We start from the raw sequence: 25,368 nt of genomic DNA on the forward strand, positions 1-25,368 counted from the left end.
ATAGCTGATAAAAATTAACAATAAAATTATGTTTTTAATAAAAAAATAGATGATTTGGCTGAAATAAATGTTTTATTTTATTGCTAATAATTTCGAATCTTTCCATTTGGATGGATATGCTGACCAGCATATATCTGCATAAAATCTTTCTGATAAGTAGGAACAGTTTTTGAGATTCTATTTGGATAAAAATCAGGTTGATTGTGTTTTTAATTAACTGTTTGGTTTTAATATTATAATTTTAAAAAAATTAAACCATAGCTTATACTCCACATGATAATCCCCATAATGAAATCCAGTATTTGCCAGGAAATCTTTTTATTAAATAATGGCGATAAAAATCTGGCGCCGTAGCCCAATGCAAAGAAAAATAGCCACGAAGCAAACATCACTCCGAGTGTAAATGAATGCAGATTTTCTTTGAATGAAATAGATATAGAACCAATTAAAATAACTGTATCCAGATAAACATGTGGATTTAGCCATGTTAGTGCCAAACAAACTCCAACAACATTCATCAATGAGCTTTTATCAATTAGACTTGGTCTTAGTACTGAATTTTGAGTCAATGCAGAATAAAAATTTTGTGCGCCATAAATAAACAGAAATGCAGAACCAAAATATTTTGAATAAACAATAATATCTGGATAACTATTAAGTATTTTTGAGAATCCAGTCACCCCTAAATAAATCAGAATGGTATCTGATAGTGAACAAATCAGGCATACCCAGAAAACATATTGCTGCTTTAATCCTTGCTTTAAAATAAAAGCATTTTGGGCGCCAATGGCCATAATTAAAGAAAAACCAAGCCCTAATCCAGATAATAAAGCAGACATTTATTTTTTTATCCAAATATATTTTGAGTAAATAAAGTAATTGTACGTGAATATTGCTTCTATCGACTTAAGTGTATTGTATAGCTTGCTGATACTAAAATTAAGTTGGATGCTTTATTGTATTCTCGGGAGCAATGATTGCATATAAGGGGAGATGATCAGAAAGTTTTTGCCACGGTTGGCCACTTAAAGGTTTGGCTTCAAGTACACTTAAATGGCGAGTAAAAATCCTGTCCAGACTCAAAATGGGTAGGCGTGCCGGGAAAGTTTTTGGAGCATTGCGGTAGCTACAGAATGCGTTATACAGATTCAGCTTCAAGCCCAAACTATCATGTGAGCGCTGGCGCCAGTCGTTAAAATCACCAGCCAGAATTAAGGGGTTAGCCGGATTTATCTCGCTTTGAATATACTCATAAATGGTTTGGTACTGTTTGATACGGTCTGGTTCGCGCAGATTAAGATGAGCACATAGACACACTAAAGGCTGTGACCAGTGGGGCGGCTGAATTTCGCAGTGTAACAGGCCACGCTGCTCCATGTTGTTTACACTGATATCCAGATTGTGACAGGTAACAATAGGATACCGGCTTAAAATGGCATTGCCGTGGTCGCGATATTTATAGCGTGCATTACGACCATAACTAACATGATAGTCTAGTTGTTCACTGAGAATCTGATAGTGTGGTTGTCGGGGAAAATCAGGAATATTTTCTGCTCGCTTACTATTGTAGCCCTGTACTTCCTGTAAAAACAGAATATCCGGAGCAAGTCGCTGTAAGGCAGAAGCCATTTGGGAAAGCTGCACTTTCTGATTAAGTGCAGACATGCCTTTATGAATATTGTAGGTGGCAATGGTAATGGTGTTCATGAAAATGGCCGGTGAATTAAATTACCAATGTTGGGGTAATTGTAATAGTGCAGCACGGTTAGAGGGAGAAAATACCTGTTCGATTGCTTGTTCTAGAGAACACCACATATAGCGCAAATGCTCCTCTGGCGCCAGAATAACAGAAGTATCCGCGGCAATACATAAAGAAAAGATATGTTCGGTGTTGTGAGTAATACCGGGAGCATAGCGATGGCGCCAGTGCGGGTAAATTTCAAATATACTCGACTGATGCCAGTTATTAATCGTATTACTGTGAATGCCGGTTTCTTCAGCCAGCTCTCGTATTGCAGTCTGTTCTACAGTCTCACCCGGCTCCTGACTGCCTGTTACGGATTGCCAGTAACCGGGTTTATCTGCGCGTTCCAATAACAGTATCTGCTGGTTGTTATTGTAAACAACAACCAGTACAGATATTGGCTGTTTATACTGTTTACTGTTGATCATGATGCGTTTGTTGTCCAGAATAGTTGGAAGGCGAAATACTTAATGCAGTGGGTAATGACTCAGGGTAGGCAGGTCTTGTTTCCGTATTATTTACCGGTTTGGGTATTGTATTGTAGATAATCGGATCTCCTGCATCATTCAGAATGCGTATTTCGTGCTGTGGATAGGGAAACTCAATGCCAACTTCTTTAAAACGGTTCCAGATTTCCAGCAAAATAGCAGAATTGATACTCAGAAAGCCGTTTTCTGGATCATGAATCCAGTAATTGACGTACAGATTAATTCCAGAGTCACAAAAACCTGTAACAAAGCTGTTGGGTTTAGGATCATCACACACCCGTGCTTGTTTAGCAGCCGCTTCCTTTAGTATTTCTAAAGCCTGCGGTAAGTTGGTATTGTAGGCTACCTTTATAGTCAGGTTGTTAGACATGATTTTACTGGAATAAGAATCATTGATAACAGTATTGGAAACAAAAGTGTCGTTCGGAATCAGGGCTTCAGAACCGTCACTGCTGCGTAATACCACAAAACGTGCGGTTATTTTAGTTACATAACCAGTAAAGTTATTAATATTCAGGCGATCTCCCGGACGCACAGAATGATCGGCCAGAATAATAAAGCCAGATACATAATTGCTGGCGATTTTCTGTAAGCCCAGTCCGAGACCAACACCCAGAGCACCGCCAAACACCGAAAGAATGGTCAGATTGATGCCAACCATGGGTAGGGCAATCAGCACAGCAATAACTACCAGCAGGCTTTTAACTATTTTTACCAGAACATAGCGAAGATTAACATCAAGCTTTTCTGCTTTGAGAATACGCTGTTCAGTGATGCGTGACAGCCACATAGCAATAATGATGGCAATCCCGACAATAATGCTACCTGTAATAACGGTGTAGAGGCTCAGACTGGTTGAACCCACAGGCAGTGCCAGTGATTTCAGCAGGTGGATAATAAAGGTATCCAGGCTGGTGAGCCACAATATAAAGCATATCCACAGAAATGTGGACAGTGAACGTTCGTAATTCTCATTAAATAAGTTGTTGGGGATAGCGTTGTGCAATGTGGCCATAATGATGCGAATCATCAGTAACCAGCGTGCAGTAAAGGCCGCGATCTGTAGCCATAATACTGATTCACCAGTACTGTCACGCCAGATAATCATGGCAATGATAGTACAAATAAACATCAATAATGGCCATAACAGGCGTGAAAACAGGTGATGTAGCAGAGGAAATTTAATGTTTTCCTGCTGCTGAGTATATTTGGATATAACTGAAAGGATTTTCTGGCTAAGCCAGTAGGTGCCAAGCATAATCATGGCCGCACATGCCAGCTCCAGCCAGCCTGAAGTCGTTTGTAAGCTATGAACTATCAGTCGTGCCAGAAATTCTTTGCGGGCAAACATGGAGTCGAAATAGTTATTCATGATGAGGCAAAGAAAAAGGATTCGAAATTAGCCTTAATCTTAGGCGTTTTAATAGAACTCTGTAAACTGCCGTTGTTAAATTTAGCAATTATTGACGAGGCTTATAGCCGGATATGGATAAATACTATGCCGGTTAATAATGTTTAATGGCTAATATAAAATTAGTGACCAGAATAGATATTTGATGTGATTTTATAAAATCAGCCTGATATTATGGGCTATCATTTGATTCTGAATGCAAAGATGCTTATAATAGCCCGTTTTCCAACCTTGCCCTTTGCACTTTCGCATGGTAAAGGGATCGATTAGCCACAAGGAGTACACATGCGTCATTATGAAATCGTGTTCATTGTCCATCCGGATCAAAGCGAACAGGTCGGTGCCATGGTTGAGCGTTACAAAACTATGATTACCGAAGCCAATGGTAAAATTCACCGTCTGGAAGACTGGGGTCGCCGCCAGCTGGCTTATCCGATCAACAAAATTCACAAAGCACACTATGTGCTGATGAATGTTGAAACCACACCTGAAGTGATTGACGAAATTGAAACTGCTTTCCGCTTCAATGATGCCGTATTGCGTCATCTGACTGTGAAGATGGAAGCAGCAGTAACTGAAGCTTCTCCGATGATGAAAGATGAAAAATCTAAGAATCTGTTAGCAGGTAACAGCACTGAAACTGCTTCAGAAGAAGCTGAAGCCTGATAATTATTGAGGCTGGTTTGCTGAATCAATTATGCCTGTGTGCACAGATTAAAAGTCTGGATGATTTGCGCTATACCCCCGCCGGTTTGCCAGTATTAACTATGTGGCTTACACATGAATCATGGCAGATTGAGCTACAACAGCGGTATCTGGCAAAAATGGAAATTCAGGCGAAAGCACTGGGTGATTTGGCTAAAAACTGGTCGTATCAGCCGGGAACTATGGTGGAAATCAGTGGGTTTCTCAGCCAAAAAGGTATTTACCACTCCCGTCCGGTACTGCATATCCAACAAATTCGTGAATATAAAGGTTAAACGACATGGCTCGTCAATCATTCAAACGTAGAAAATTCTGCCGCTTTACTGCGGAAGGCATCAAACAAGTTGACTACAAAGCAGTTGATTTGTTAAAAGACTTTATTACCGAAAATGGTAAAATCATCCCAGCGCGCATTACTGGAACCAAAGCACATTATCAGCGTCAGCTGTCTACTGCGGTAAAACGTGCCCGCTTTCTGGCTTTGCTGCCTTACACCGATCAACATAAATAATAAGGAAGATTTATTATGCAAATTATTTTGTTAGAAAAAGTCGGTGGCCTGGGTAATCTGGGTGATCTGGTTAATGTAAAAAACGGCTATGCGCGTAACTTCTTGATTCCTCAGGGTAAAGCGCAGCGTGCTAATGCGGCTAATCTGGCTGCATTTGAAGAAAAACGTGCTGAATATGAAGCACATCAGGCTGCAGTGCTGGCGGATGCTGAAGCACGCAAACTGAAATTGGATGGCCAGAATATCAGTGTTGCTCAAAAAGCTGGTGTAGATGGTCGTTTGTTTGGCTCTGTAACCACTCACGATATCGCAGAAGCTATTAAGGCTGCGATGGGTGTGGAAGTGGTTAAGGCAAATGTACGTTTGCCTAATGGCCCGCTGAAAGCCATTGGCGAATATGAAATCGAAGTGGCTTTGCACAGCGATGCTGTTGCTGCTATTACGGTTACCGTTGTGGCTGCTGCTGAATAAGAAGTATAACTGACCACACATCAGGAATGCGTAAGCTGTCTGGAATAATCCAGACAGCTTTTTTGTTATTAATGATAAAAATGGCTTAAAATGTGCATTAAGCATATGCCAGGAATCATAATAATGAAATTAGCTCGGATAATAAGTACAGCTCTATTGCTGGCTGCATGTGAAAGTACACAGCCTGTACAGGAAAAACTGGTTCAACCTGTTGCCACAGCAAGTGTGCCTTCGTCTGCGGATGAAAAGATATTTGCTTTGACCGATAGTGGAACAGATCTATTAAGTCGTAGCGATGTTAACCGTTTTATTGATAATGAGGTTAAGCGTGGACATTACAGCCGGTCGCAGCTGGAGAATTTTTTCGGGCAAGTGCACTACAAACCAAGTATTATTCGTGGAATGGATAAACCGGGTACATCGTTACCGTGGTATATCTTTGTACAGAATAATGCCAATAGTAAACGCATCAACACAGGAAATATTTTCTGGCAAAATAATGCTGAAATAATTCAGGCAGTATCGAAACATTATGGAGTAGCGCCGCAATTGTTAGTAGCTATAGTGGGTATTGAAACCAATTATGGTACCACTATGGGTTCGTATCGGGTAGCGGATGCGCTGACTACACTAGGCTATCATTATCCGCGCCGGGCAGAATATTTCCAGCGGGAACTAGCTGCGTTTCTGCAATTAGCCTATGAAGAAAAGCAGGATCCGTTCAGTTTTAAAGGTAGTTTTGCCGGAGCGATGGGAATGCCGCAGTTTATGCCATCCAGCTTCCTTCAGTATGCTGTAGACTGGGATGGTGATGGCCACCGGGATATCTGGCGTAATTCTGGTGACACACTAGCTTCAGTAGCCAATTATATGAAACAGCATGGCTGGCAATCAGGTGCACCGATTGCCGTACCAGTAGCGATGCAGCCGACACCACGATTGCAGCAAATCATTGATGAACCTACTGCGCTGAAGTACAGCGCTGGAGAGTTGCGCCAACTAGGTGTGGTTATTCCAGCGCAAATCGGGAATCAGGAAAAAGGGGTTTTGTATCGTCTAGAAAAATCTTCCGGAGAGTACGATTACTGGTTTGGTCTGAATAACTTCTATACCATCTGGCAATATAATCACAGTCGGCATTATGTAGCTGCGGTGCGTCAGATTTCCAATAATCTGGCGGGTGCAAACTCCAGCTTATAAATGGTTAGATTGCTATTGAGTCATTAGCCACCTGTTGTAATGGGTGGTTTTTTATTGTGTCTGTATATTGCATAGATAATCTGAATGATTGAAAGTAGTAGTCAGGTATGATGTATCAAAGTAAAGCATTTTCATACAGTACATAATATATACTTAAGATTAGATATGTAACTAATTGGTTTCTGTTTAAGCGGGTAGCTTTTGCCAGCGTAGAGATAGTGGCATGTACGGTTTTGCTTTTCTTGCGGAATAAAATGATATACATCTTTTTAAAAAGCGGTTTTTACTATGCAGGCTATCTGATTTTATATTTAATAAAAACAAAACAACCATTTTAAAATAAGCATAGAATTGTTATAACTACGCCTAAGGGTGTTTTATTGATTGAGGTTGAATTCTGCATTTCAGTCCTTATTAATAAAGCCTATTTAGGATTGTTTCTTCTCGTTTGCTGCATTTCATTCATGTCTTTTATCCTAACCATTAACACTGGTTTTTGGTTACAATGTGGTGCTTGTTTGGAATTTATGCTGGACGAAGTTTAAATTAATGGTTTAAGTTTTGCTGTGGCAGGCAGTTGTGGATGGTTATGACTTATCAAGTATTAGCCCGTAAATGGCGACCGAAAAAGTTTGCTGATTTAGTGGGACAGGAGCATGTAGTTAAGGCATTAGTAAATGCGCTTGATAAGGGACGCCTGCATCATGCGTATATGCTTACAGGCACGCGCGGGGTCGGCAAAACCACAATTGCCCGTATTCTGGCCAAGAGCCTGAATTGTTTACATGCAGAACATGGCGAACCGTGCAATCAGTGTGATTCATGTCGTCAGATTGATGCCGGTCGCTTTGTAGATGTGCTGGAGATCGATGCTGCTTCCAATACCGGAATTGATAACATCCGTGAAGTATTGGAAAACGCACAATATGCGCCAACAATGGGGCGCTATAAAGTCTATATCATAGACGAAGTGCATATGCTATCGAAAAGTGCATTCAATGCCATGCTCAAAACGCTGGAAGAACCACCGGAGCATGTCAAATTCATTCTGGCGACAACAGATCCACAAAAAGTACCGATTACAGTTTTGAGCCGGTGTCTACAGTTTGTACTACGTAATTTGAATAGCACTCAGGTACATGATCATCTAGTTTATGTATTGCAGCAGGAGCAAATTGCTTATGAGGATGCTGCACTGCTGCTGTTAGGACGCGCTGCCGCCGGTTCAATGCGCGATGCGCTCAGTCTGCTTGATCAGGCGATTGCTATTGGTTCAGGCAAGGTTACAGAGTCTGATGTACGCAATATGATTGGTGCAGTGGATAAAAGCTATCTTTATGCTTTACTTGAAGCTCTCGCTGCACGTGATGGGCAGGCTTTGTTATCTAAAGCAGAAGAAATGGATAGTTGTGCAGTGGGTTTTGACAGTGCATTAACTGAGCTGGCATTGTTGCTACAGCGTTTGAGTATATTGCAATCTGTGCCTGCAGCAATTGGCACAAATGAGCCTGAATATGAAGCTTTAACCCGCTTTGCCAGTCTGTTTTCCGGTGAACAGATTCAGCTTTATTATCAGTGTGCCTTACGTGGTAAAGCTGATTTACCTTTAGCTCCAGATGAAAAAGCCGGGTTTGTGATGACGTTGCTGCGGATGCTTGCATTTGCACCGCTTGCTGCGATGAGTGCACAGCGTTTGCATGGGCAGATTGACGGCACACAACTGCAAGAAGTACCAGTGTCAAACAATCAGGCAGCGTTTAAACCATCTGTTATTGAGCAAACTATGCCTGCTTCGGTTTCAGTATCTCAATCAGAGGAAGTTCCCCAGACAGATGCTGTACCACCGACACTGGCAGAATTGGAAACAGATATTGAGCCAACACCGGCAATGGCCGTTGGTAGCACAACAGAAAATATATCGCCATCAATTATGCACGCACCCCAGTCCGTAGTGGTCGGAGATGAATTACCGCCACCATGGGAAAGTAGCGGTGATGATATGTCCCATGAATTGGTTAGCAATCTTGTTGCACCAGAATCGATGCATACAGAAGAAGCAGGTGAGCATAAGGAGATATCTGCCAGAGAGCAGGATGAATATGGCGATACTTTGATACCGGCGCAGATTGATGCTACGGAAATAATTACAGCCAAGGATAACTTTCCACCATTAACAGCAGAGAATTGGCCGGAAATTTTAAGTTTGCTGGCACACCGGTTAGGAGCAGTGCAGTTATTTAGCCAACATACAGCAATTGCTGCTTATGATGAAAGTAATGGCGATTTGACTATTGCTCTGGCAGAGCAGGGTGAACCGACTGCCAATCGCGAGTTACTGAACCGGCTGGCTGAAACTCTTTCAGAAGTTTATGCTCGACCGATCCGGTTACATACCTGTAGCTGGCATGGGCAGAATGCGCTGGAAACGCCGCAAATGCGTCAACAACGATTACATACTGAACAGCAACAACAGGCGCAGTCCATACTGGAGGCGCAGCCTGCGGTGCAAATGCTGATGGAAACATTTAATGCAAGCTGGGTGCCGGAAAGCTTGCGTTTGCATAAAGAATAATTGCAATATTTTATTTGATTTTTTCCCTTAAATTCGAAGTATAAGGAAGTTATTATGTTTGGAAAAGCAGGTTTGAGTGGTTTGATGAAGCAGGCGCAGCAAATGCAGGAACGCATGAAAAAAGCGCAGGCAGAATTAGCTAATGTGGAAGTGGAAGGCGAATCTGGTGCCGGTATGGTTAAAGTAACTATGAACTGCCATTATGGGGTGAAGCGTATTCATATTGATGATAACCTGTTAGCTGATGCTGCTGATGACAAAGAGATGCTGGAAGATTTGATTGCTGCTGCTGTTAATGATGCTGTGCGTAAAGCAGAAGCGACTTCTTCTGAACGGATGGGACAATTTACTCAGGGTATGAATCTGCCGGCAGGCATGGGTGATTTTTTTAAATAATACATTGTGATAATGGGAGAGTAATCTTGGGATGATTATTCTCCATAGAAGCGGTAGGATTTCCCACTAATTAATTTTTGCAGGTAAAAATAAAATTAATTTGCCTGTTGTTAATTACGCTTGATGCGGGTTTACTAATATATTGAATCGGCACCGATTCATTGGTGAGTAACAGAATGAGAACCAAATCTACTGATGCATTGAGTCGTTTAACAAACGCATTGAAGGTTTTACCGAATGTTGGTCCTAAAACAGCGCAGCGCATGGCCTATGAATTGTTACAGCATAAACGTGCCGGTGCTGAAGAATTAGTGGCCGCTATTCAGGCGGCCTTGTTGCAGGTACATCATTGTCGTTTGTGTAATACTTTTTGCGAGGGTGAATTGTGCAATATCTGTGCGGATGAACAGCGCGATTCTAAACGGTTGATGATTGTGCATATGCCGGTAGATGTGGCCAGTATGGAGGCTGCCAATTGTCATGATGGCCTGTATTTTGTGCTGATGGGGCAGGTTAGCCCAGCTCAAGGTGCGGATTTACAGGCGATTGCACTGGATAAGCTGATTACCCGTCTGCAGGAGCATGAAGTAGATGAAATTATCATTGCCACCAGTTTCACAGCAGATGGGGATGCAACAGCTTATATTCTGTCTCAGTTATTAGCAGATTTTCCGGCTAAAATCACCAGACTGGCACGCGGAATGCCTTTAGGTGGGGAACTGGAATATGTAGATGCCGGTACGTTAGCACAGGCTGTTTATGAGCGACGCAACATTAAATGAGTTTCGGTCACCTAATATATTATTTGTATAATATATCATCAGTATGATTAACCTGACTGCATACGATTTGAAGATTAATTTAATCTTTTCAAAACCGATGTGTAGCTTTATAACAGTGACAGTCTTGATATTTTAGCTTTAGACAGCTGCAAAATCATACTCGTTTGCTAATTCTCTTCAATATTTTAATGAACTAATAAAGGCGCTGCGTTTTTGCTGAAATACTCTATAAAAATATTTATATTTATGGGATTTCGCTAAAAAAATAATAATATGCTATTTGTTTGTTAATTTACTTACTGTTAATGGTGTTAATCGGTTTATTAATTGTTATTAATAAACCGATTGATGTGGTTATTAGTTATGTTATTACCTGTCTTTAGGATGCTTCAGGGAAATAATGTTAATGTTTAGCTGATGGTTCGCTCAGAAATAGCTGATAGGCAGTGTTGTGGGTTTGTTCCTGATATGTGTAGCCAAGATTATTAAGAAATGTATGAAATTTTTGTGCGTCGGCAGGAGGGATGTCTAAGCCTACTAATACGCGGCCGAAGTCGGCACCATGATTGCGATAGTGAAACAGGGTGATATTCCAGTCTGATTGCATATGGATTAAGAAGCGTCTTAATGCGCCCGGCCGTTCTGGGAATTCAAAGCTGATGAGGTGTTCGTTGGCTACTTTGTTGGTGCGTCCACCCACCATATAGCGGATGTGCAGTTTGGCCATTTCGTTATGGGTTAGATCCAGTGTGGGTAGGCCGTTGTTATTCAGTTCTTGTGTAATGCGCTGTAAGTCGGCGGTATCATTACTCTGGATGCCGACAAAGATATGAGCTTGCTGGTTGTCTCCATAGCGATAATTAAATTCGGTAATACTTCTGTTGCCAATTAGGTCGATGAAGTGACGGAAACTGCCCGGTTTTTCTGGGATGGTAACGGCAAAAATGCCTTCGTGACCTTCTGTTAGTTCACAGCGTTCAGATACATGGCGTAGTTGGTGAAAATTCATGTTTGCGCCACTGGTTACTGCAATCAGGTTTTGATGCTGGCATTGATTACGGGCAATATAGGCTTTCATGCCAGCCAGTGCTAGGGCTCCGGATGTTTCGGTTATACTGCGGGTATCATCAAATATGTCTTTTATTGCGGCGCAGATGCTATCGGTGTCTACTGTTATGATGTCATCAAGCAGGTCACGGCATAGGGCGAATGTTTCTTCACCCACCAGTTTTACGGCTGTACCATCGGCAAATAGGCCAACTTCTCTTAATTCTATGCGTTTGCCTGCGGCGATGGATTGTTTCATAGCACAGGCGTCTTCGGTTTCTACGCCTATAATTTTGATTTCAGGACGTACATTTTTTATGTAGGCTGCTACACCGGCTGCAAGGCCGCCTCCGCCAATAGCTACGAAAATGGCATCTATTGGTTTGGGGTGCTGTCGTAGTATTTCCATGCCGATGGTGCCTTGTCCCGCAATTACATCTGGGTCATCAAAGGGGGGGATGTAGGTAAGGCCGCTTTGGGCAACTAGCTGCATGGCATGGTTGTAGGCGTCGTTGTAAGATTCTCCTGCCAGTACTACTTTGCCACCGCGTTTTTTGACGGCGTCTATTTTGATTTGTGGTGTGGTTTGGGGCATGACGATGGTGGCTTTACAACCTAGTTTTTGTGCTGAAAGTGCAACTCCTTGGGCGTGGTTGCCAGCGGAGGCGGTAATTACGCCTTTTTTCAGGGCACTGCTATGCAGTTTGGCCATTTTGTTATAGGCACCGCGGATTTTAAAAGAAAATACGGGTTGTAAATCTTCCCGTTTCAGCCAGATGTGGTTGTTCAGGCGGTCGGACAGGTTGGCAGCATAATCCAGTGGGGTTTCGATGGCTACGTCGTAAACAGCGGCGGTAAGGATACGGGTAAGGTAGTTTGTGTGATTGTTCATGATTTGTAGTAAGGGTATGCCTGATTTGGTTATGTGGTTTATCTGCTTAACTTAATTCATCCAAAATTAACGATAACGCGGCTGTTTTTTTTATGCAAGTAAATTTGTCAGTATGGCTTATTTTGTGCAGACATCTGTTTATAATAATGGGTTCGGGATGGGATAAATGTCAGTTAATTCGGATTTGAATGTGATAATAGGTATCATGAGAAATTTTTTTTGTTGGCTATGTGCGGCTATGCTGATGGCTGTGCTGCCATTGGCTCAGGCGGTGACTTTGCCTGAAATCAATGCTGCTGCCTATGCTGTGGCTGATGTGCAAAGCGGTATGATTCTGGCCAGCCGAGATAAGGATGCACGGATTGAGCCGGCAGCACTGACAAAACTGATGACTGCCTATTTGGTTTTTGATGCTTTGCACAGTGGCAAGCTGAAAGCCCGGCAACCGTTGAAGATTTCGGCTGCCGGATGGCAGACAGACGGTAGCCGTATGTTTTTACAGCAAGGTATGCCGGTAAATGCAGAAACGGTGGTACAGGGTATGCTGGTGGTTTCTGCCAATGATGCGGCGATTACGTTGGCTGAAGCGGTTAGCGGTGGGGAGAAGGCGTTTGTACGGCGTATGAATGCAGAGGCTCAAAGAATGGGGCTGGTAAATACTCACTTTGTTAATTGCACTGGATTACCGGCAGAAGGGCAATACAGTAGTGTGGGTGATTTGTTGCTGCTGGCACAGGCATTGGTGCGTGATTTTCCTGAATATCAGGATTGGTTTGCTAAGAAATCGTTTTCTTATAATGGGACTACTCAGTTAAATCGTAATTTGTTGTTGTTTCGTGATGATCAGGTGGATGGGCTGGCTGTGGGTTATACTATCAATGGTGGTTATAATCTGGCGGTGAGCAGTAAGCGTAATGAGCGCAGGGTTATTGCGGTGCTGGTAGGTGCGGACAGTAGTGAGGCCAGAGCAGCAGAAGGCAGTAAGTTGTTAAGCTGGGCTCTGACTTCTTTTAATACAGCCAGATTGTATCCAGCCAGCCATAAGGTGGCCGATATTGCTGTTTATAAGGGGGCGCATGGTAAGGTAGCTGTGGGTTTTTTACGTGATGCTTATGTTACTTTGCCATCTGGTGGTGTAAAGCAGTTATCACTTGAGTTGGAAGCGGTGCAGCCGGTGGTGGCACCGGTGCGTAAAGGGCAGGGTATGGGTACTTTAAAGTTGCTGGCCGGTAAGCAGGTTGTTGCTCAGCTGGAAGTGGTGGCTTTGGATAATGTGGGTGAAGCTGGCTGGTTTAGCCGCTGGCTGGATAATGTGTGTTTATGGTGGCGCAGTATTTTTGGCTGATATGCTATGTTATAGGTAATAAGTTGGCTGATATTTTTAGCTGGTTTTAAAGTGCTTGCTACTATAAGTTGCGGTGGCTAATTGGTAATATGGATCGGGCTGATGAAATTGCTTGAAAGGTGTATTTTTGAGCCTTGGCTAAGTTTATTTAAAAGAAAACCCATCTACTGATGGGTTTTCTTTTTTGCATTAATTATTCGTATGGGTGTTGCAGTAAGATGGTTTCTTCACGGTCTGGGCCGGTAGAAATCATGGCAATCGGTGCACCGCAGATTTCTTCAATGCGTTTCAGATAGGCTTTGGCATTGTCCGGTAAGGCATCATATGATTTCAAACCAAAGGTACTTTCCTGCCAGCCGGGCATGGTTTCGTAGATGGGGGTACAGGCAGACACGGCATCGGAACCACAGGGCAGTATATCTGTTTTTTCTCCGTTGTAATCATAGCCGACACAGATATTAATGCTGTCCATGCCATCCATAACGTCTAGTTTGGTGAGGCATAAGCCGGAAATGCCATTTACTTGAATGGAACGTTTCATTAGTGCGGCATCAAACCAGCCGCAGCGACGCGGGCGTCCGGTTACTGCTCCAAATTCGTTACCGCGTTGTGCTAGGCCTTCTCCTATGCTGTCGAATAGTTCGGTTGGGAATGGGCCGGAACCGACGCGGGTAGTATAGGCTTTGACAATTCCTAGTACATAATCGAGTTTGGTAGGGCCTACACCTGATCCGACAGCAGCGGCACCGGCAATGCAGTTAGAAGAGGTAACATAGGGATAGGTGCCATAATCGATATCAAGGAATGTTCCTTGTGCACCTTCAAACAGTAGGGATTCGCCACGTGCATTCATTTCGTTCAGCTCGCGGGAAACATCGCCCACCATTGGCTGTATCTGTTCGGCCAATTCCAGTGTCTGCTGATAGATTTGTTCAGCATCCAGTGCTTGCTGACCATACAGTCCGGTAAGCTGGCAGTTATAGATGGCGACTGCGTCTTTGATTTTCTGCTCTAATACGTCTGGCTGGAATAGATCCATGATCCGTACTGCGCGCCGGGCAATTTTGTCTTCATAGGCTGGGCCAATGCCGCGGCCAGTTGTGCCAATTTTTTTATCGCCTTTAGCTGTTTCACGGGCGTGATCCAGTGCAATATGGTAAGGCAGGATGAGTGGGCAGGTTGGTGCAATGGTAAGCTGTTTGGTTACATCGATACCAGCCTGTTGTAACTCGGCCATTTCACTGAGTAAGGCTTCTGGCGATACGACAACACCTGAACCGATAAAACAACGTTTGCCAGTATGTAAGATGCCACTGGGAATTAGTCGTAATACGGTTTTTTTGCCATTGACTACTAGGGTATGGCCTGCATTATGTCCGCCCTGATAACGTACCACGCCGGAGGCACGTTCTGTTAGCCAGTCTACTATTTTACCTTTGCCTTCGTCACCCCATTGGGTGCCGACAACGACGACGTTTTTTGCCATATGGTTTACCTGCTCATACTATAAGGGTTAATTATTGCTACAAAGGAATCAGCTGCCATTGCTGGTTTTGCCAGATTAGTTGGCGATCGCATCCTTTGACATTGTTGCATTCAGGGGTGTAATCGATGATGACGCATTCACCGGCTGAACGCAGTTGCTCTATTTCGTTTTTTGCAGCTGTGGCATCGTGCACGCTGACTTTTATGCCGCGCAGTTTTTCTACTGGAGGCAGATGCCCGATTAAATCACGTAAGTCAAAACTGAAACCGGAAGCAGGGCGACTACGGCCGAAGTATTTACCTAAGCCATCATAGCGGCCGCCACGTGCCAGGGCATCTGGCCAGTTTTCACTATAGGCGGCAAACAGTAATCCGGTATGGTAGTTGTCTACTCTCAGTTCACTCAAGTCGATAAATATGTTGTAGTTGGTGAAAGTTGTGCAGATTTGCTGTAGTTGCTGTAATGCCTGATGAATTTCCGGTAAATCCGGCAATGAGGCTTTGGCAGTCTGTAATACTTTCTGGGTACCATATAGGGTGGGTAATGCTACAAATGCATTAATCCATTGTTCTGGAAGCTGCCATTGCTGCACGTATTGCTGTACGGCAGCCACATCTTTTGCCTGCATGAGCTGCAACAGGGAGGCAGCCTGTTGTGTTTCCAGTTTGGCAGCTCTGGCCAGTGTGTGAAAGATACCTATGTGACCTAGTGATAAGGTTGGTTCGGGTACATTGACTATGGCCAGACTTTTAAGCATTAAATCTATCAGTTCGATGTCTGCTTCAATGCAAGCATGGCCGTAGAGTTCTGCGCCAATCTGTAAAGGTTCTCGTGTGCTTAAGAAGCCATCCGGACGTGCATGGAGCACCGAACCGGCATAGCACAGGCGGTTTACGCCGCTATTGGCAGAAAGCAGGTGGGCATCAATGCGGGCAACTTGTGGGGTGATGTCTGCACGTAGTCCAAGCTGACGGCCGCTGAGTTGGTCAACAACCCGGATGGTTTTTAGGGACAAACCCTCATCAATATGGGTTAGTAAAGATTGGCTGTACTCGAGTAGAGGGGGGCTGACAAGTTCGTAGCCATAAACGCGATAAAGTGCTAACAGCTGTTCTTTGGCGCTTTCCAACTGGCGCGCCGTTGAAGGAAGGATGTCGGCAATGTATTCGGGTAATTGCCAAGACTGCATTGATATTCCTAACAAAATACAAGCCACACTGAATCTTGATGAAACGGTGTGACGTGGACATGAAAAGGCAGGTAAATGCTGTGCCTGTGGTCTATTAAGACATCACTTTATCACAAGTTAACGTTTTTATACCAGTGACAATTATGGCTAAGTTACCATTTTACCCAGCCTGTAGCCCATGTAAGTAAAATGATGCCGCCAAATATAATCCGGTACCAAGCAAAGGGGATATAGTTTTTGTGGGCAACAAAGCGTAGTAATGCTTTTACGGCTATGAGTGCGGAGAGAAATGCTGCTACGAATCCAATGGCGATTAAAAGTAAGTCGTCGCGGGTAAATTCATTCAGATGTTTAAGCATGTCGTAGCCGGTGGCGGCAATCATGACTGGTACAGCCAGAAAAAATGAAAATTCTGTGGCCGCTTTGCGTTCAATACCCCATAGCATGCCGCCCATAATGGTACTGCCGGAGCGGGAAGTTCCCGGAATCAGCGCCAATATTTGTGCTAGCCCCACTATAAGTGCATCGCGCGGACGCATTTCTTCTACGCTTTTGACTTTAGGTTCAATGCGGCTCTGGCGCTTTTCAATCCAGAGAATCAGTAGGCCGCCGATAACCAGAGCGGTGGCAACGGTGATGGGATTGAACAGGTAATGTTTGATTTGTTCGCTGAACAGTAATCCCATGACGGCTGCGGGAATAAAGGCGATGGCCAGATTGAGTACAAAACGGTTGGTGGCAGGCTCTTTGCCGATATGGGTGATGATATGAGCAAAGCGATGCTTGTATTCAAAAACAATAGCGAGAATTGCACCTAGCTGAATGGTGATGTCGAATACTTCGCCTGTAGTCTGGAATTTGAGCAGGTTGCCAACGACAATCAGATGGCCAGTACTGGAAACCGGCAAAAATTCGGTTAAGCCTTCGACGATGCCCAGTATGAGGGCTTTTAGAAATAATATGATATCCATTTTGTTTACGGTGCTTTGTGCATTGATGCTATGATTTTATGCAAAACAGCAAAATAATAGTGTGTTTAGGGGTAAACACACTATTATTCTGATTATAGATTAAGATCTATCGATTTGCAGAAGCAGCCAGTGAGGCGCCTATGCTTTTTGGCAGTTTACTTGCAGTTGCGGCACCGGCGCTATTCTCATTGCGTACTTTTTCAATTAAATCCTTTAAGGTTATCATTCCCGCTGCAAATCCTCGCGGAAATTTAAGTTGGTATTTGCCGCCAACGATAACGGTTGGTGTGGATTGGATGTCGTATTTTTCCCCCATTTTACGCATGCTGGTAGCGGCGGCAGCGTTTTCCAGGCTGTTGTAGGCTTTAACTAGTTTTTTTCCGTCAAATGCAGTTTGTTGCATAGCCCATTTGTTGAATACGTCAGGCTGCCATAATTCGATGTGTTTGTTGAAGATGGCATCAAAAATCAGCGGGTCTGCCTGTAGTTTCATTCCGGTACTGTCTACTGCGGCGGATACGCGAGCCAGATTGTAGTAAACGTCATCATCCCAGACTACGTGTACTGGGCGCAGATAGGTATCGGGTGCGAAGGATTTCATTTCCTTGAGCATATATGGTTCGAGGTGTGAGCAGTGGATACAGCTGTAGGAGAAAAATTCCAGCACTTCAATTTTGTTTTTGTGCAGTTGTGGAATGGGTTTGTCAAGTACGACGTAGTCTACGTTAACTAACGCTGCCTGTGCCAAGCCACTGGCAAATGCCAGTGTGGTGGCCATGATTGTAATGATTTTTTTAAGCATGTTGTTTCCCTGTTTTTATGAAAGTCGAGTAATTCAGGATGCTGCTCTGGTCAGGCTGTCTATGTTGTGTTGTTGCAAGGTTTTTTTAATTTGTCTGGCCTGATTCTGGGTCAGGTGATCGGTCTGTACACGGTATTTGGTTGTACCATTAACTTTGGCACTGTGTACGCTGCTATTGATGCCAAGCATCACTAGTTTGGCGCGTTGTGCATCTGCGTCAATGCGATTGTTGAAGGAACCGATTTGCAGATAGACTTTGCTGTCAGTATGTTGTTTTTCCGCAGCCTGCTGGGCTTTTTCCAGACTGCCGTTATTCAGTATCTGTTCTGGGGTGACATGTGTATGGTTGGGAGCAGACGGTGCTTTTTTTGGTGTTTTATCTATTGTTTTGTCTGGTGTTTTATGTGGTTCGGCTGGCTGGGTTACTTGTGAATGGTTTGTAATGACTTCATCAATGCCCTCGTCTTCGATGCCACCCATATCAACCGGCTGTGAGGCCGTAGGCATGACCTGTGTTTCGCTGGCAGTGACTGTAGGTGCAGAGGTATCTGGTATAAATGGCAGGGTGGGGGAGGCATGGTTGTTTGGTGTAAGTATTTCTGGCTGTTGTGGCGCAGAAACAGCAGTGCTATCAGGCGTTTTGAAATCTGATTTGCTTTTGTTCAGGTAGAACAGGATGCCAGCAATAATTACGGTTGCAATCAGCAAACCGACGATAAAGCTGACAAGCCCTTTACCTGCCTGATGAAGAGGTGTGTTTATATGCATGTTGAAAGCCTTTATGTTGGCATTATATACGGCAAAATCTGTTCGGGCGCGGATTGTCATCCATACGGGTATGATGCCCGTTTTTTTGCCCTATTGATATTATAATGCACGGCGGAAACTTATGGCGCGTAAAATATGGCTGGTTTCTACGTTATGAGTGTCAGTCATATCTGCCAGTGTGCGGGCAATGCGCAAAATACGATGAAAGCTGCGTGCTGAAAGTGACAGTTTTTCTATGGCATTGGCCAGAGTATGTTTGGCTTCGGTGCTGATTCGGGCAATATTGTCTAATTCCCGGTTGCTTAATTGTGCATTGATTTTACCCTGACGCTCGTACTGGCGCTTGCGGGCTGTGCTGACACGTTCACGAATACTGCTGCTGTTTTCGCCATCAGCCTGTTGTATCAAGTCACTGGCCGGCAAGCTGGGTACATCGATGACAAGATCTATACGGTCGAGTAGGGGGCCTGAAATTTTGCCCCGGTAACGGGATATGGCTTCTGGAGTGCAGCGGCACGGCTTGATCGGATGTCCGAGATAGCCACAGGGGCAGGGGTTCATGGCGGCCACAAGCTGAAATTTGGCCGGATAAGTGGCCTGACGTGCGGCTCGCGATATGTGAATTTCGCCACTTTCCAATGGTTCCCGCAGAACTTCGAGTACTTTACGGTCGAATTCAGGCAGCTCGTCCAGAAATAAAATGCCGTGATGCGCTAATGAAATTTCACCAGGCCGGGGATCCGATCCACCACCTACCAGTGCAACGGCTGAGGTGCTGTGATGAGGAGAGCGAAATGGCCGGATTTGCTGATATTGTTGTTGTCCGTGCGGTAACAGTGATTGTAAAGACCAGACACTAACCAGTTCTGTTGCGGTTAATGGGGGTAATATGCCGGGCAGGCGCTGTGCCAGCATGGATTTGCCTGTTCCCGGCGGTCCCGACATGAGTAAACTGTGGCCACCGGCAGCGGCAATTTCCAGTGCTAGTCTGGCTGTTTGTTGTCCGCGTATATCTGCCATATCTGGATAGGCTGCTTCAACGGGCTGGTGTTGCAGATGTTGTGCATCAACGACAGTAAGCTGCTCCTGTTGGTTGAGATGGGCTACTACAGCAGCCAGTGTGCCAGCACCATATACGCGTGCTTGCGGCAGTAAGGCTGTTTGATAAGCATTTTCTTGTGGCAGAATAAATGCACGCTGATGCTGCCGTGCTGCTTCAGCCATAGCGATGGCACCACGGATTGGTCTGATCTGGCCAGACAAGCCGAGTTCTCCAGCCAGCTCATATTCGTATAGGCTGGTGCCATCTATCTGGCCGGAAGCTGCTAGTATGCCAATAGCGATTGGCAGGTCAAATCGACCTGATTCTTTGGGTAGGTCAGCTGGTGCCAGGTTAACGGTAATTTTTTTAGCTGGAAAATCGAAACCGGACTGTATGATGGCAGCCCTTACTCGATCCCGACTTTCCTTTACTTCGGTATCCGGTAAGCCAACGATGCTGAATGCAGGTAGGCCATTGGCCAGATGAGCTTCTACTTCTACCAGTGGTGCTGCCATGCCAGTCAGGGCACGACTATATACAACTGCCCATGACATGGATTGATTCCTTAGGCAGGCAGATCAGTATGGTTGTCTGTAGCAGCAGAGGCGGGGCTGTTATTGCTGCCGTTGCTGTTTTGTGCCAGTAGTGCTTCCAGTGCAATAACTCGTGTTTCCAGTTCGGCCAGTTTTTCTCTGGTTTTCAGTAATACCTGCTGCTGAATATCAAATTCTTCGCGAGTGATTAGATCCATCCGGCTGAAAGCACTGCCAAGCATGGATTTAACGTTTTTTTCCATGTCTTTGATGGGGCTATTGCTGATGGTGTCGTTGAGTTTATCGCTGATGTCGTCAAAGAACTTTTTGCTAAGCATGATCTGAATCCTTTTAATGGCAAGGTAATCAATGTCTGTGATTGTACGGGTGAAACAGTTGCGGATGCAATGCTTATGTTGTTGTTTAGGGAGCAGTGAACACAATATTGTAATGCCGGCCATCAAGTGTTAAGTCACCGAGAAAATCATTGCGCTCATCAACACATACTGGTAGTACGGCATGATGTGCCGTCCAGATGCCCTGTCCCTGTGGCTTGAAATCGGTGCGGTTAAAGCCCAAATCCATATTTCGCATGGTGAAATGTATGCTGATTCGTTGTACTGATGCTGGTACATGATGCATGTTGATGTCAAAGGGTTTGGTGATATCGGCCGGCGGTGTAAATTGGATTACTGCTCCGCCAGGCAATATGCAGCCGGTGCGCACGTTGCAATTGCTGAGTGTGCTTAGTGCATTTATACGGCTGTTGTGCCACAGAACTATGCCAATGGTAAGAGGGACGGCTATTATGAAGATAAGCAGTCCAATAATAACGGTGGTTGATTTTTTGGCAGGGTGAGTCATGGTGTTAGTCGTTTATAGGGTAAATCAAGAAGTCAATAATTAGTAGTTGTCGGACAGACTATGATGGATAAAGTAACAAACTGACGTTAACTATAACTTGTGCTGCCCAGATGTATGGATGGCAACGTTGGAACCTAACTTATTTCATACTTAATTAGTACTGTATCTCCTTTTTGGTATAAAGGATGAGCAGGCATTCCACTTTTATTTATTTTAAAACACCAAAGTTCTATATTTTCTTTAGAAAGCTTATTAAATAACTCTTTGGCCCTATGATGAAAAACATTATTTCCCCATGCTACAACAACTTTATCGGATTTTTTAGCCACTTCTATAATTTTAATATCATTATCCACTCCAACAGGATCAACATCATCATTCCACATGTTTTTTTGATAAGTATCGATGTAAGCATATAAATTCATCATACTTAATGAGCCAAATCCCCATGATTTTGCAAAATTTATACATCTTGTCGCAGTCGGGTCATTTTCTGTCTCATTTGCTATAGATGGGTTCATGCATATAAATAATACATTAGGTTTTGTGCTATCCCATTCTCTTTCAAGTAAATAGCGGTATTGTCTATCCTCTGAAAATATGGCACTCGATTTCATAAAGTATTTTCCTTTATTGCTCTTGAATGATGCCATGAGCACCCAGTGTAAGCCAGTCTGGCTGTATTTTAGTGTGACTGGGACTTTGCTGTAAAACCATGACGGGCACGGCAGACGGATGTTGCTGTAACAGGGTAAGTAGCTGCTGGATGTTTTCATTGCTGGATACTGGCCAGATAATGGCTGCTGCTATCTGCGCCTGTACCCATTGTTCGCGATTATGACAGATAGCCCAGATATTGGTAATCGGGTGTTGATCTGCTAATTGTTTTAGCTGGCTAGCTGGTACATAAACCATTGTTGTTGTGGCCAGACCGCACTGATAGGGTAGTACCTTTAATACTGATTGTTGTGGTGTTGCGCTATGAAAGCCTGTATTTAAATGGCCGCTCATGCTGGTGGGTATGGCTAGTGCAGCCAGAATGGGTGCATTCGCTGGTAACATTGGGGCAACAGTAATATTACTCGGTTGTTGCCAGCACCAGCTTTGTTGTTCACGTGCTGTTAATTGTCCATGCCACTGGTTAGCGGCAATGCGATAAAAATGCAGGTGAACATGAGCATGTTCGTAATGATGAATTTTAGTTAGCCATGGGGTGGCAGTGTTGATTTCAATACCAAGCTCTTCGGCAAATTCGCGCTGTAATGCAGCCAGACGGCTTTCTCCTGCTTCGACTTTGCCGCCGGCAAATTCCCAGTAACCTGCATAGGCTTTACCTGCGGGACGCGAGCTGAGCAGGAATTCACCCTGTTGGTTATAAAGAACACCGGCAACTACTTCTATCAGGTTGTTATTACTCATTCGGCGTACTCGGCCACGACAAAGGCTACGATATGATTGTCTTCATCAGTCAGACTCAGGTGGATGCGACCGATGTTTTTTTGTTTGAGCCATTGTGCCAATGGTTTTTCTACGATAAATTCAGGCCGACCTAATTCATTGTGACCAATACCGATATTGCGAAGAGTAACTGGGCTGCGCAAACCGGTATGGACGGCTTTAGCAAAAGCTTCCTTGGCTGCGAAGCGTTTGGCCAGAAACTGGACAGGCTGATTGGCTGAAGGCCATTCCAGTGCTTCAATCCGTGACAGCATTTTTTCGGCCACGGCATTGGCTCCGTAGGTTTTACACATTTTGGCAATGCGGTCAATTTTTACTAAGTCTGTACCTATGCCGTAAATCATTTTTTTCCTTTTGCTGGTAAAGATTAATAAGGAATGCTGCGTGCACGAAAGATAGCGGTTTTCATTTGTTCAATGGCCTGAGGCAATCCGATGAAAATGGCTTGAGCTATCAGTGCATGGCCGATATTGAGTTCATGAATAGCCAGAATTTTGGCAATGGGGGTGACATTATGAATATTTAGCCCATGTCCGGCGTTGACGATTATGCCCATTTCACTGGCCTGATGAGCGGCTTCTTCGATACGTGCCAGTTGTTGTTGTCGCTGCTGTGTATCAGCAGCATCGGCATAAGCGCCGGTATGTAATTCAATTACTGGTGTCCCAATTTCGCGACAGGCTTGTATCTGTCGGCTGTCAGCATCGATAAAGAGTGATACGCGAATACCTGCGGCTGTCAGCTTCTGAGTATATTCTGCTACTTTATCCTGCTGTGACAGTACATCCAACCCACCTTCGGTGGTGATTTCCTGTCTTTTTTCGGGAACGATGCAGACATCGGCAGGCTGAACAGCTAGTGCATTATCCAGCATCTCTGGGGTAAGCGCCATTTCGAGATTGAGGCGGGTACTGATGGCGTTTTTGACAGCAAATACATCGTCATCACGAATATGTCGACGATCTTCGCGCAAATGCATGGTAATCAGATCGGCGCCGTGTGTTTCAGCCAGCAGTGCGGCCTCCAGTGGGCTGGGATAAATACTGCCACGAGCGTTACGCACTGTTGCAACGTGGTCTATGTTTACGCCAAGTAGCATAAGCTTTTACCTGATGCTGGTTAAATGATATGTCACGATACTTTACCCTCGCTCGGCTGTAAAGATAAACTGATTTAACTTTGTTTTGTTGCAAATAAATCGTTATCAAAGAGATCGGGATTATGTTCTGGGGTGTCGCTTCTGAGATGACAGACTAGATGTAAATCGGTTTCTACCTGACAGCAGCAGGGCAATATTTCTTCTGGTGCGATAAAGGCCAATGGCTGGTCTGGATAACTCACGTGTCCGGAAAGCAGTTTGAGGCGGCAGGAACCACAATAACCACTGCGACACTGGTATTCAACTTCATGTCCTGTACGCTCCAGCCCTTCCAGCAGGGTTTCGTCCTGTTGCAGGGTAAACGTTTTGTCGCAAGTGGTGATTAAACTCATTTTCAGTGGTGTTGCATTTCCGGTTAGTGTTTATGATTTTACCAGACTGAGATCATACAGATTTAAAGCTCAAAATCACTTAAATCGTCTTCGTTTAGTTCGGCGTCAATCTGGCCAACCAGATATGAGCTGACTTCAACTTCCTGTGGTGCTACCTGTACATTGTCTGAAGACAGCCAGGCATTAATCCATGGAATCGGGTTTTGTTTGGCATGTTCAAAGGCAGGTGGTAATCCTACTGCCTGCATACGCAGATTGGTGATGTATTCTACATATTGGCCGAGAATGTCTTTATTCAGACCGATCATGGATCCGTCTTTAAATAGGTACTCAGCCCAGTCTTTTTCTTGCATGGCGGCACGGTGAAAAAGCTGGAAGCATTCTTCCTCGGTTTCCGCCGCAATTTGCGCCATTTCTGGGTCATCTGCGCCTGTACGCATTAGGTTAAGTATTTGCTGTGTGCCAGTAAGGTGCAACGCTTCATCACGAGCAATCAGTTTGATAATTTTGGCATTGCCTTCCATTAATTCGCGTTCGGCAAAAGCAAAAGAGCAGGCAAATGAAACATAAAAACGGATTGCTTCAAGTACGTTGACGCACATCAGGCACAGGTAGAGTTTTTTCTTTAGTTCATGCAGATTGATTACTACAGTTTTGCCGTTGATTTGGTGCTTACCAACGCCCAGTAAGTTGTAGTACTGGGTGTATTCGATTAAGTCATCATAGTAACAGGCGATTTCTTCGGCACGGGCAATGATGTGTTTGTTTTGTACAATGTCATCAAATACGATGGACGGGTCATTGACGATATTGCGAATAATATGGGTATAGCTGCGTGAATGAATTGTCTCAGAAAACGACCATGTTTCAATCCAGGTTTCGAGCTCGGGAATGGATACCAGAGGCAGTAAGGCAACATTGGGGCTACGTCCCTGTATGGAGTCAAGCAAAGTCTGATATTTCAGATTGCTGATAAAGATGTGTTTTTCATGCTCGGGTAAATTGGCAAAGTCGATGCGGTCGCGCGATACATCCACTTCTTCCGGACGCCAGAAGAAGGACAACTGTTTTTCAATCAGTTTTTCAAAAATATCAAATTTCTGCTGGTCATAACGGGCTACATTAACTGGCTGACCGAAGAACATCGGTTCTGTCAGGGCGTTATTCGGTTTTTGACAGAATGTGCTGTAGTTCATTGAC

At 44.3% G+C, this 25,368-nt stretch carries 28 protein-coding genes; 9 read left to right on the forward strand and 19 right to left on the reverse strand.

Annotated features, from left to right (window positions below; translation table 11 throughout):
- Positions 1–233 precede the first annotated feature (233 nt).
- The 4 genes from BHC51_RS01605 to BHC51_RS01620 form a co-directional block, all read right to left on the reverse strand.
- Positions 234–839 (reverse strand): LysE/ArgO family amino acid transporter, encoded by a 606-nt coding sequence (locus tag BHC51_RS01605; RefSeq protein ID WP_100098796.1) that lies wholly within the window; start codon positions 837–839, stop codon positions 234–236.
- 100 nt (positions 840–939) lie between these two features.
- Complete coding sequence (locus tag BHC51_RS01610; protein ID WP_100098797.1) at positions 940–1,707, reverse strand: endonuclease/exonuclease/phosphatase family protein; 768 nt, start codon at positions 1,705–1,707, stop codon at positions 940–942.
- 21 nt (positions 1,708–1,728) lie between these two features.
- Positions 1,729–2,172, reverse strand: coding sequence for a dihydroneopterin triphosphate diphosphatase (gene nudB / locus BHC51_RS01615; protein WP_100098798.1), 444 nt, complete (start codon positions 2,170–2,172; stop codon positions 1,729–1,731).
- A complete protein-coding gene (locus BHC51_RS01620; protein ID WP_100123703.1) occupies positions 2,159–3,604 on the reverse strand; it encodes a mechanosensitive ion channel family protein in 1,446 nt (481 codons plus the stop codon). Before BHC51_RS01620 ends, nudB begins: the two co-directional genes overlap by 14 nt.
- Before the next feature lie 324 nt (positions 3,605–3,928).
- Here BHC51_RS01620 and rpsF point away from each other — a divergent pair, with 324 nt between their 5' ends.
- From rpsF to recR, 8 genes are all read left to right on the forward strand, one after another.
- Positions 3,929–4,309, forward strand: a complete 381-nt coding sequence (gene rpsF / locus BHC51_RS01625) for a 30S ribosomal protein S6 (RefSeq protein WP_100098800.1) — start codon at positions 3,929–3,931, stop codon at positions 4,307–4,309.
- Between the two features lie 17 nt (positions 4,310–4,326).
- Positions 4,327–4,623 (forward strand): primosomal replication protein N, encoded by a 297-nt coding sequence (gene priB, locus BHC51_RS01630; RefSeq protein WP_100098801.1) that lies wholly within the window; start codon positions 4,327–4,329, stop codon positions 4,621–4,623.
- 5 nt (positions 4,624–4,628) lie between these two features.
- Positions 4,629–4,859 carry a 30S ribosomal protein S18 gene (gene rpsR / locus BHC51_RS01635; protein ID WP_025330416.1) on the forward strand — a complete coding sequence of 77 codons (231 nt, stop codon included), beginning with the start codon at positions 4,629–4,631 and terminating at the stop codon, positions 4,857–4,859.
- A 15-nt stretch (positions 4,860–4,874) separates the two neighbouring features.
- On the forward strand, positions 4,875–5,330 hold the full coding sequence (gene rplI, locus BHC51_RS01640; protein ID WP_100098802.1) for a 50S ribosomal protein L9: 456 nt from the start codon (positions 4,875–4,877) through the stop codon (positions 5,328–5,330).
- 123 nt (positions 5,331–5,453) lie between these two features.
- Positions 5,454–6,530, forward strand: a complete 1,077-nt coding sequence (gene mltB / locus BHC51_RS01645; RefSeq protein WP_100098803.1) for a lytic murein transglycosylase B — start codon at positions 5,454–5,456, stop codon at positions 6,528–6,530.
- 589 nt (positions 6,531–7,119) lie between these two features.
- Entirely contained in the window at positions 7,120–9,102 is a 1,983-nt protein-coding gene (gene dnaX / locus BHC51_RS01650) for a DNA polymerase III subunit gamma/tau (RefSeq protein WP_100123902.1), read from the forward strand.
- Positions 9,103–9,156: 54 nt separating this feature from the next.
- Positions 9,157–9,498 carry a YbaB/EbfC family nucleoid-associated protein gene (locus BHC51_RS01655; protein WP_100098804.1) on the forward strand — a complete coding sequence of 114 codons (342 nt, stop codon included), beginning with the start codon at positions 9,157–9,159 and terminating at the stop codon, positions 9,496–9,498.
- Between the two features lie 176 nt (positions 9,499–9,674).
- On the forward strand, positions 9,675–10,280 hold the full coding sequence (recR, locus tag BHC51_RS01660; RefSeq protein WP_100123706.1) for a recombination mediator RecR: 606 nt from the start codon (positions 9,675–9,677) through the stop codon (positions 10,278–10,280).
- Between the two features lie 403 nt (positions 10,281–10,683).
- Here the strand turns inward: recR and ilvA are convergent, their stop codons facing one another.
- Positions 10,684–12,219, reverse strand: coding sequence for a threonine ammonia-lyase, biosynthetic (gene ilvA, locus BHC51_RS01665; RefSeq protein WP_100098806.1), 1,536 nt, complete (start codon positions 12,217–12,219; stop codon positions 10,684–10,686).
- Between the two features lie 205 nt (positions 12,220–12,424).
- Here ilvA and BHC51_RS01670 point away from each other — a divergent pair, with 205 nt between their 5' ends.
- A complete protein-coding gene (locus tag BHC51_RS01670) occupies positions 12,425–13,564 on the forward strand; it encodes a D-alanyl-D-alanine carboxypeptidase family protein (RefSeq protein ID WP_180296401.1) in 1,140 nt (379 codons plus the stop codon).
- Between the two features lie 193 nt (positions 13,565–13,757).
- On the opposite strand, the gene BHC51_RS01675 is transcribed toward BHC51_RS01670, so the two are convergent.
- The 14 genes from BHC51_RS01675 to nrdB all read right to left on the reverse strand — a co-directional run bounded on the left by BHC51_RS01675 (position 13,758) and on the right by nrdB (position 25,364).
- On the reverse strand, positions 13,758–15,050 hold the full coding sequence (locus BHC51_RS01675; protein WP_100123709.1) for an adenylosuccinate synthase: 1,293 nt from the start codon (positions 15,048–15,050) through the stop codon (positions 13,758–13,760).
- 37 nt (positions 15,051–15,087) lie between these two features.
- The gene (locus tag BHC51_RS01680) at positions 15,088–16,239 is read right to left on the reverse strand and encodes an ATP phosphoribosyltransferase regulatory subunit (protein ID WP_100123710.1); all 1,152 of its coding nucleotides are present in this window, start codon (positions 16,237–16,239) and stop codon (positions 15,088–15,090) included.
- A 152-nt stretch (positions 16,240–16,391) separates the two neighbouring features.
- Positions 16,392–17,210: an undecaprenyl-diphosphate phosphatase gene (locus BHC51_RS01685; RefSeq protein WP_100098810.1), complete on the reverse strand. Its 819-nt coding sequence runs from the start codon at positions 17,208–17,210 to the stop codon at positions 16,392–16,394.
- A gap of 106 nt (positions 17,211–17,316) precedes the next feature.
- Positions 17,317–18,012, reverse strand: coding sequence for a thiol:disulfide interchange protein DsbA/DsbL (locus tag BHC51_RS01690; RefSeq protein ID WP_100153163.1), 696 nt, complete (start codon positions 18,010–18,012; stop codon positions 17,317–17,319).
- A 33-nt stretch (positions 18,013–18,045) separates the two neighbouring features.
- Positions 18,046–18,780, reverse strand: coding sequence for an SPOR domain-containing protein (locus BHC51_RS01695; RefSeq protein ID WP_180296402.1), 735 nt, complete (start codon positions 18,778–18,780; stop codon positions 18,046–18,048).
- A gap of 99 nt (positions 18,781–18,879) precedes the next feature.
- Positions 18,880–20,376, reverse strand: a complete 1,497-nt coding sequence (locus tag BHC51_RS01700) for a YifB family Mg chelatase-like AAA ATPase (protein ID WP_100123712.1) — start codon at positions 20,374–20,376, stop codon at positions 18,880–18,882.
- A gap of 11 nt (positions 20,377–20,387) precedes the next feature.
- Positions 20,388–20,693 carry an accessory factor UbiK family protein gene (locus tag BHC51_RS01705; protein WP_100098813.1) on the reverse strand — a complete coding sequence of 102 codons (306 nt, stop codon included), beginning with the start codon at positions 20,691–20,693 and terminating at the stop codon, positions 20,388–20,390.
- An 85-nt stretch (positions 20,694–20,778) separates the two neighbouring features.
- Positions 20,779–21,219, reverse strand: a complete 441-nt coding sequence (locus BHC51_RS01710; protein WP_100153165.1) for a hypothetical protein — start codon at positions 21,217–21,219, stop codon at positions 20,779–20,781.
- A 134-nt stretch (positions 21,220–21,353) separates the two neighbouring features.
- Entirely contained in the window at positions 21,354–21,836 is a 483-nt protein-coding gene (locus BHC51_RS01715) for a DUF1643 domain-containing protein (RefSeq protein ID WP_100153166.1), read from the reverse strand.
- Between the two features lie 13 nt (positions 21,837–21,849).
- Positions 21,850–22,638: an NUDIX domain-containing protein gene (locus BHC51_RS01720; protein ID WP_100153167.1), complete on the reverse strand. Its 789-nt coding sequence runs from the start codon at positions 22,636–22,638 to the stop codon at positions 21,850–21,852.
- Entirely contained in the window at positions 22,635–23,021 is a 387-nt protein-coding gene (gene acpS, locus BHC51_RS01725) for a holo-ACP synthase (RefSeq protein ID WP_100098817.1), read from the reverse strand. Before acpS ends, BHC51_RS01720 begins: the two co-directional genes overlap by 4 nt.
- A gap of 23 nt (positions 23,022–23,044) precedes the next feature.
- A complete protein-coding gene (gene pdxJ, locus BHC51_RS01730) occupies positions 23,045–23,776 on the reverse strand; it encodes a pyridoxine 5'-phosphate synthase (protein WP_100153168.1) in 732 nt (243 codons plus the stop codon).
- A 74-nt stretch (positions 23,777–23,850) separates the two neighbouring features.
- On the reverse strand, positions 23,851–24,168 hold the full coding sequence (gene yfaE, locus BHC51_RS01735; protein ID WP_100098819.1) for a class I ribonucleotide reductase maintenance protein YfaE: 318 nt from the start codon (positions 24,166–24,168) through the stop codon (positions 23,851–23,853).
- A 62-nt stretch (positions 24,169–24,230) separates the two neighbouring features.
- Entirely contained in the window at positions 24,231–25,364 is a 1,134-nt protein-coding gene (nrdB, locus tag BHC51_RS01740; RefSeq protein WP_100098920.1) for a class Ia ribonucleoside-diphosphate reductase subunit beta, read from the reverse strand.
- Positions 25,365–25,368 lie beyond the last annotated feature (4 nt).

The sequence above is a fragment of the Snodgrassella alvi genome, from assembly GCF_002777745.1.
Lineage (GTDB): Bacteria > Pseudomonadota > Gammaproteobacteria > Burkholderiales > Neisseriaceae > Snodgrassella > Snodgrassella alvi_D.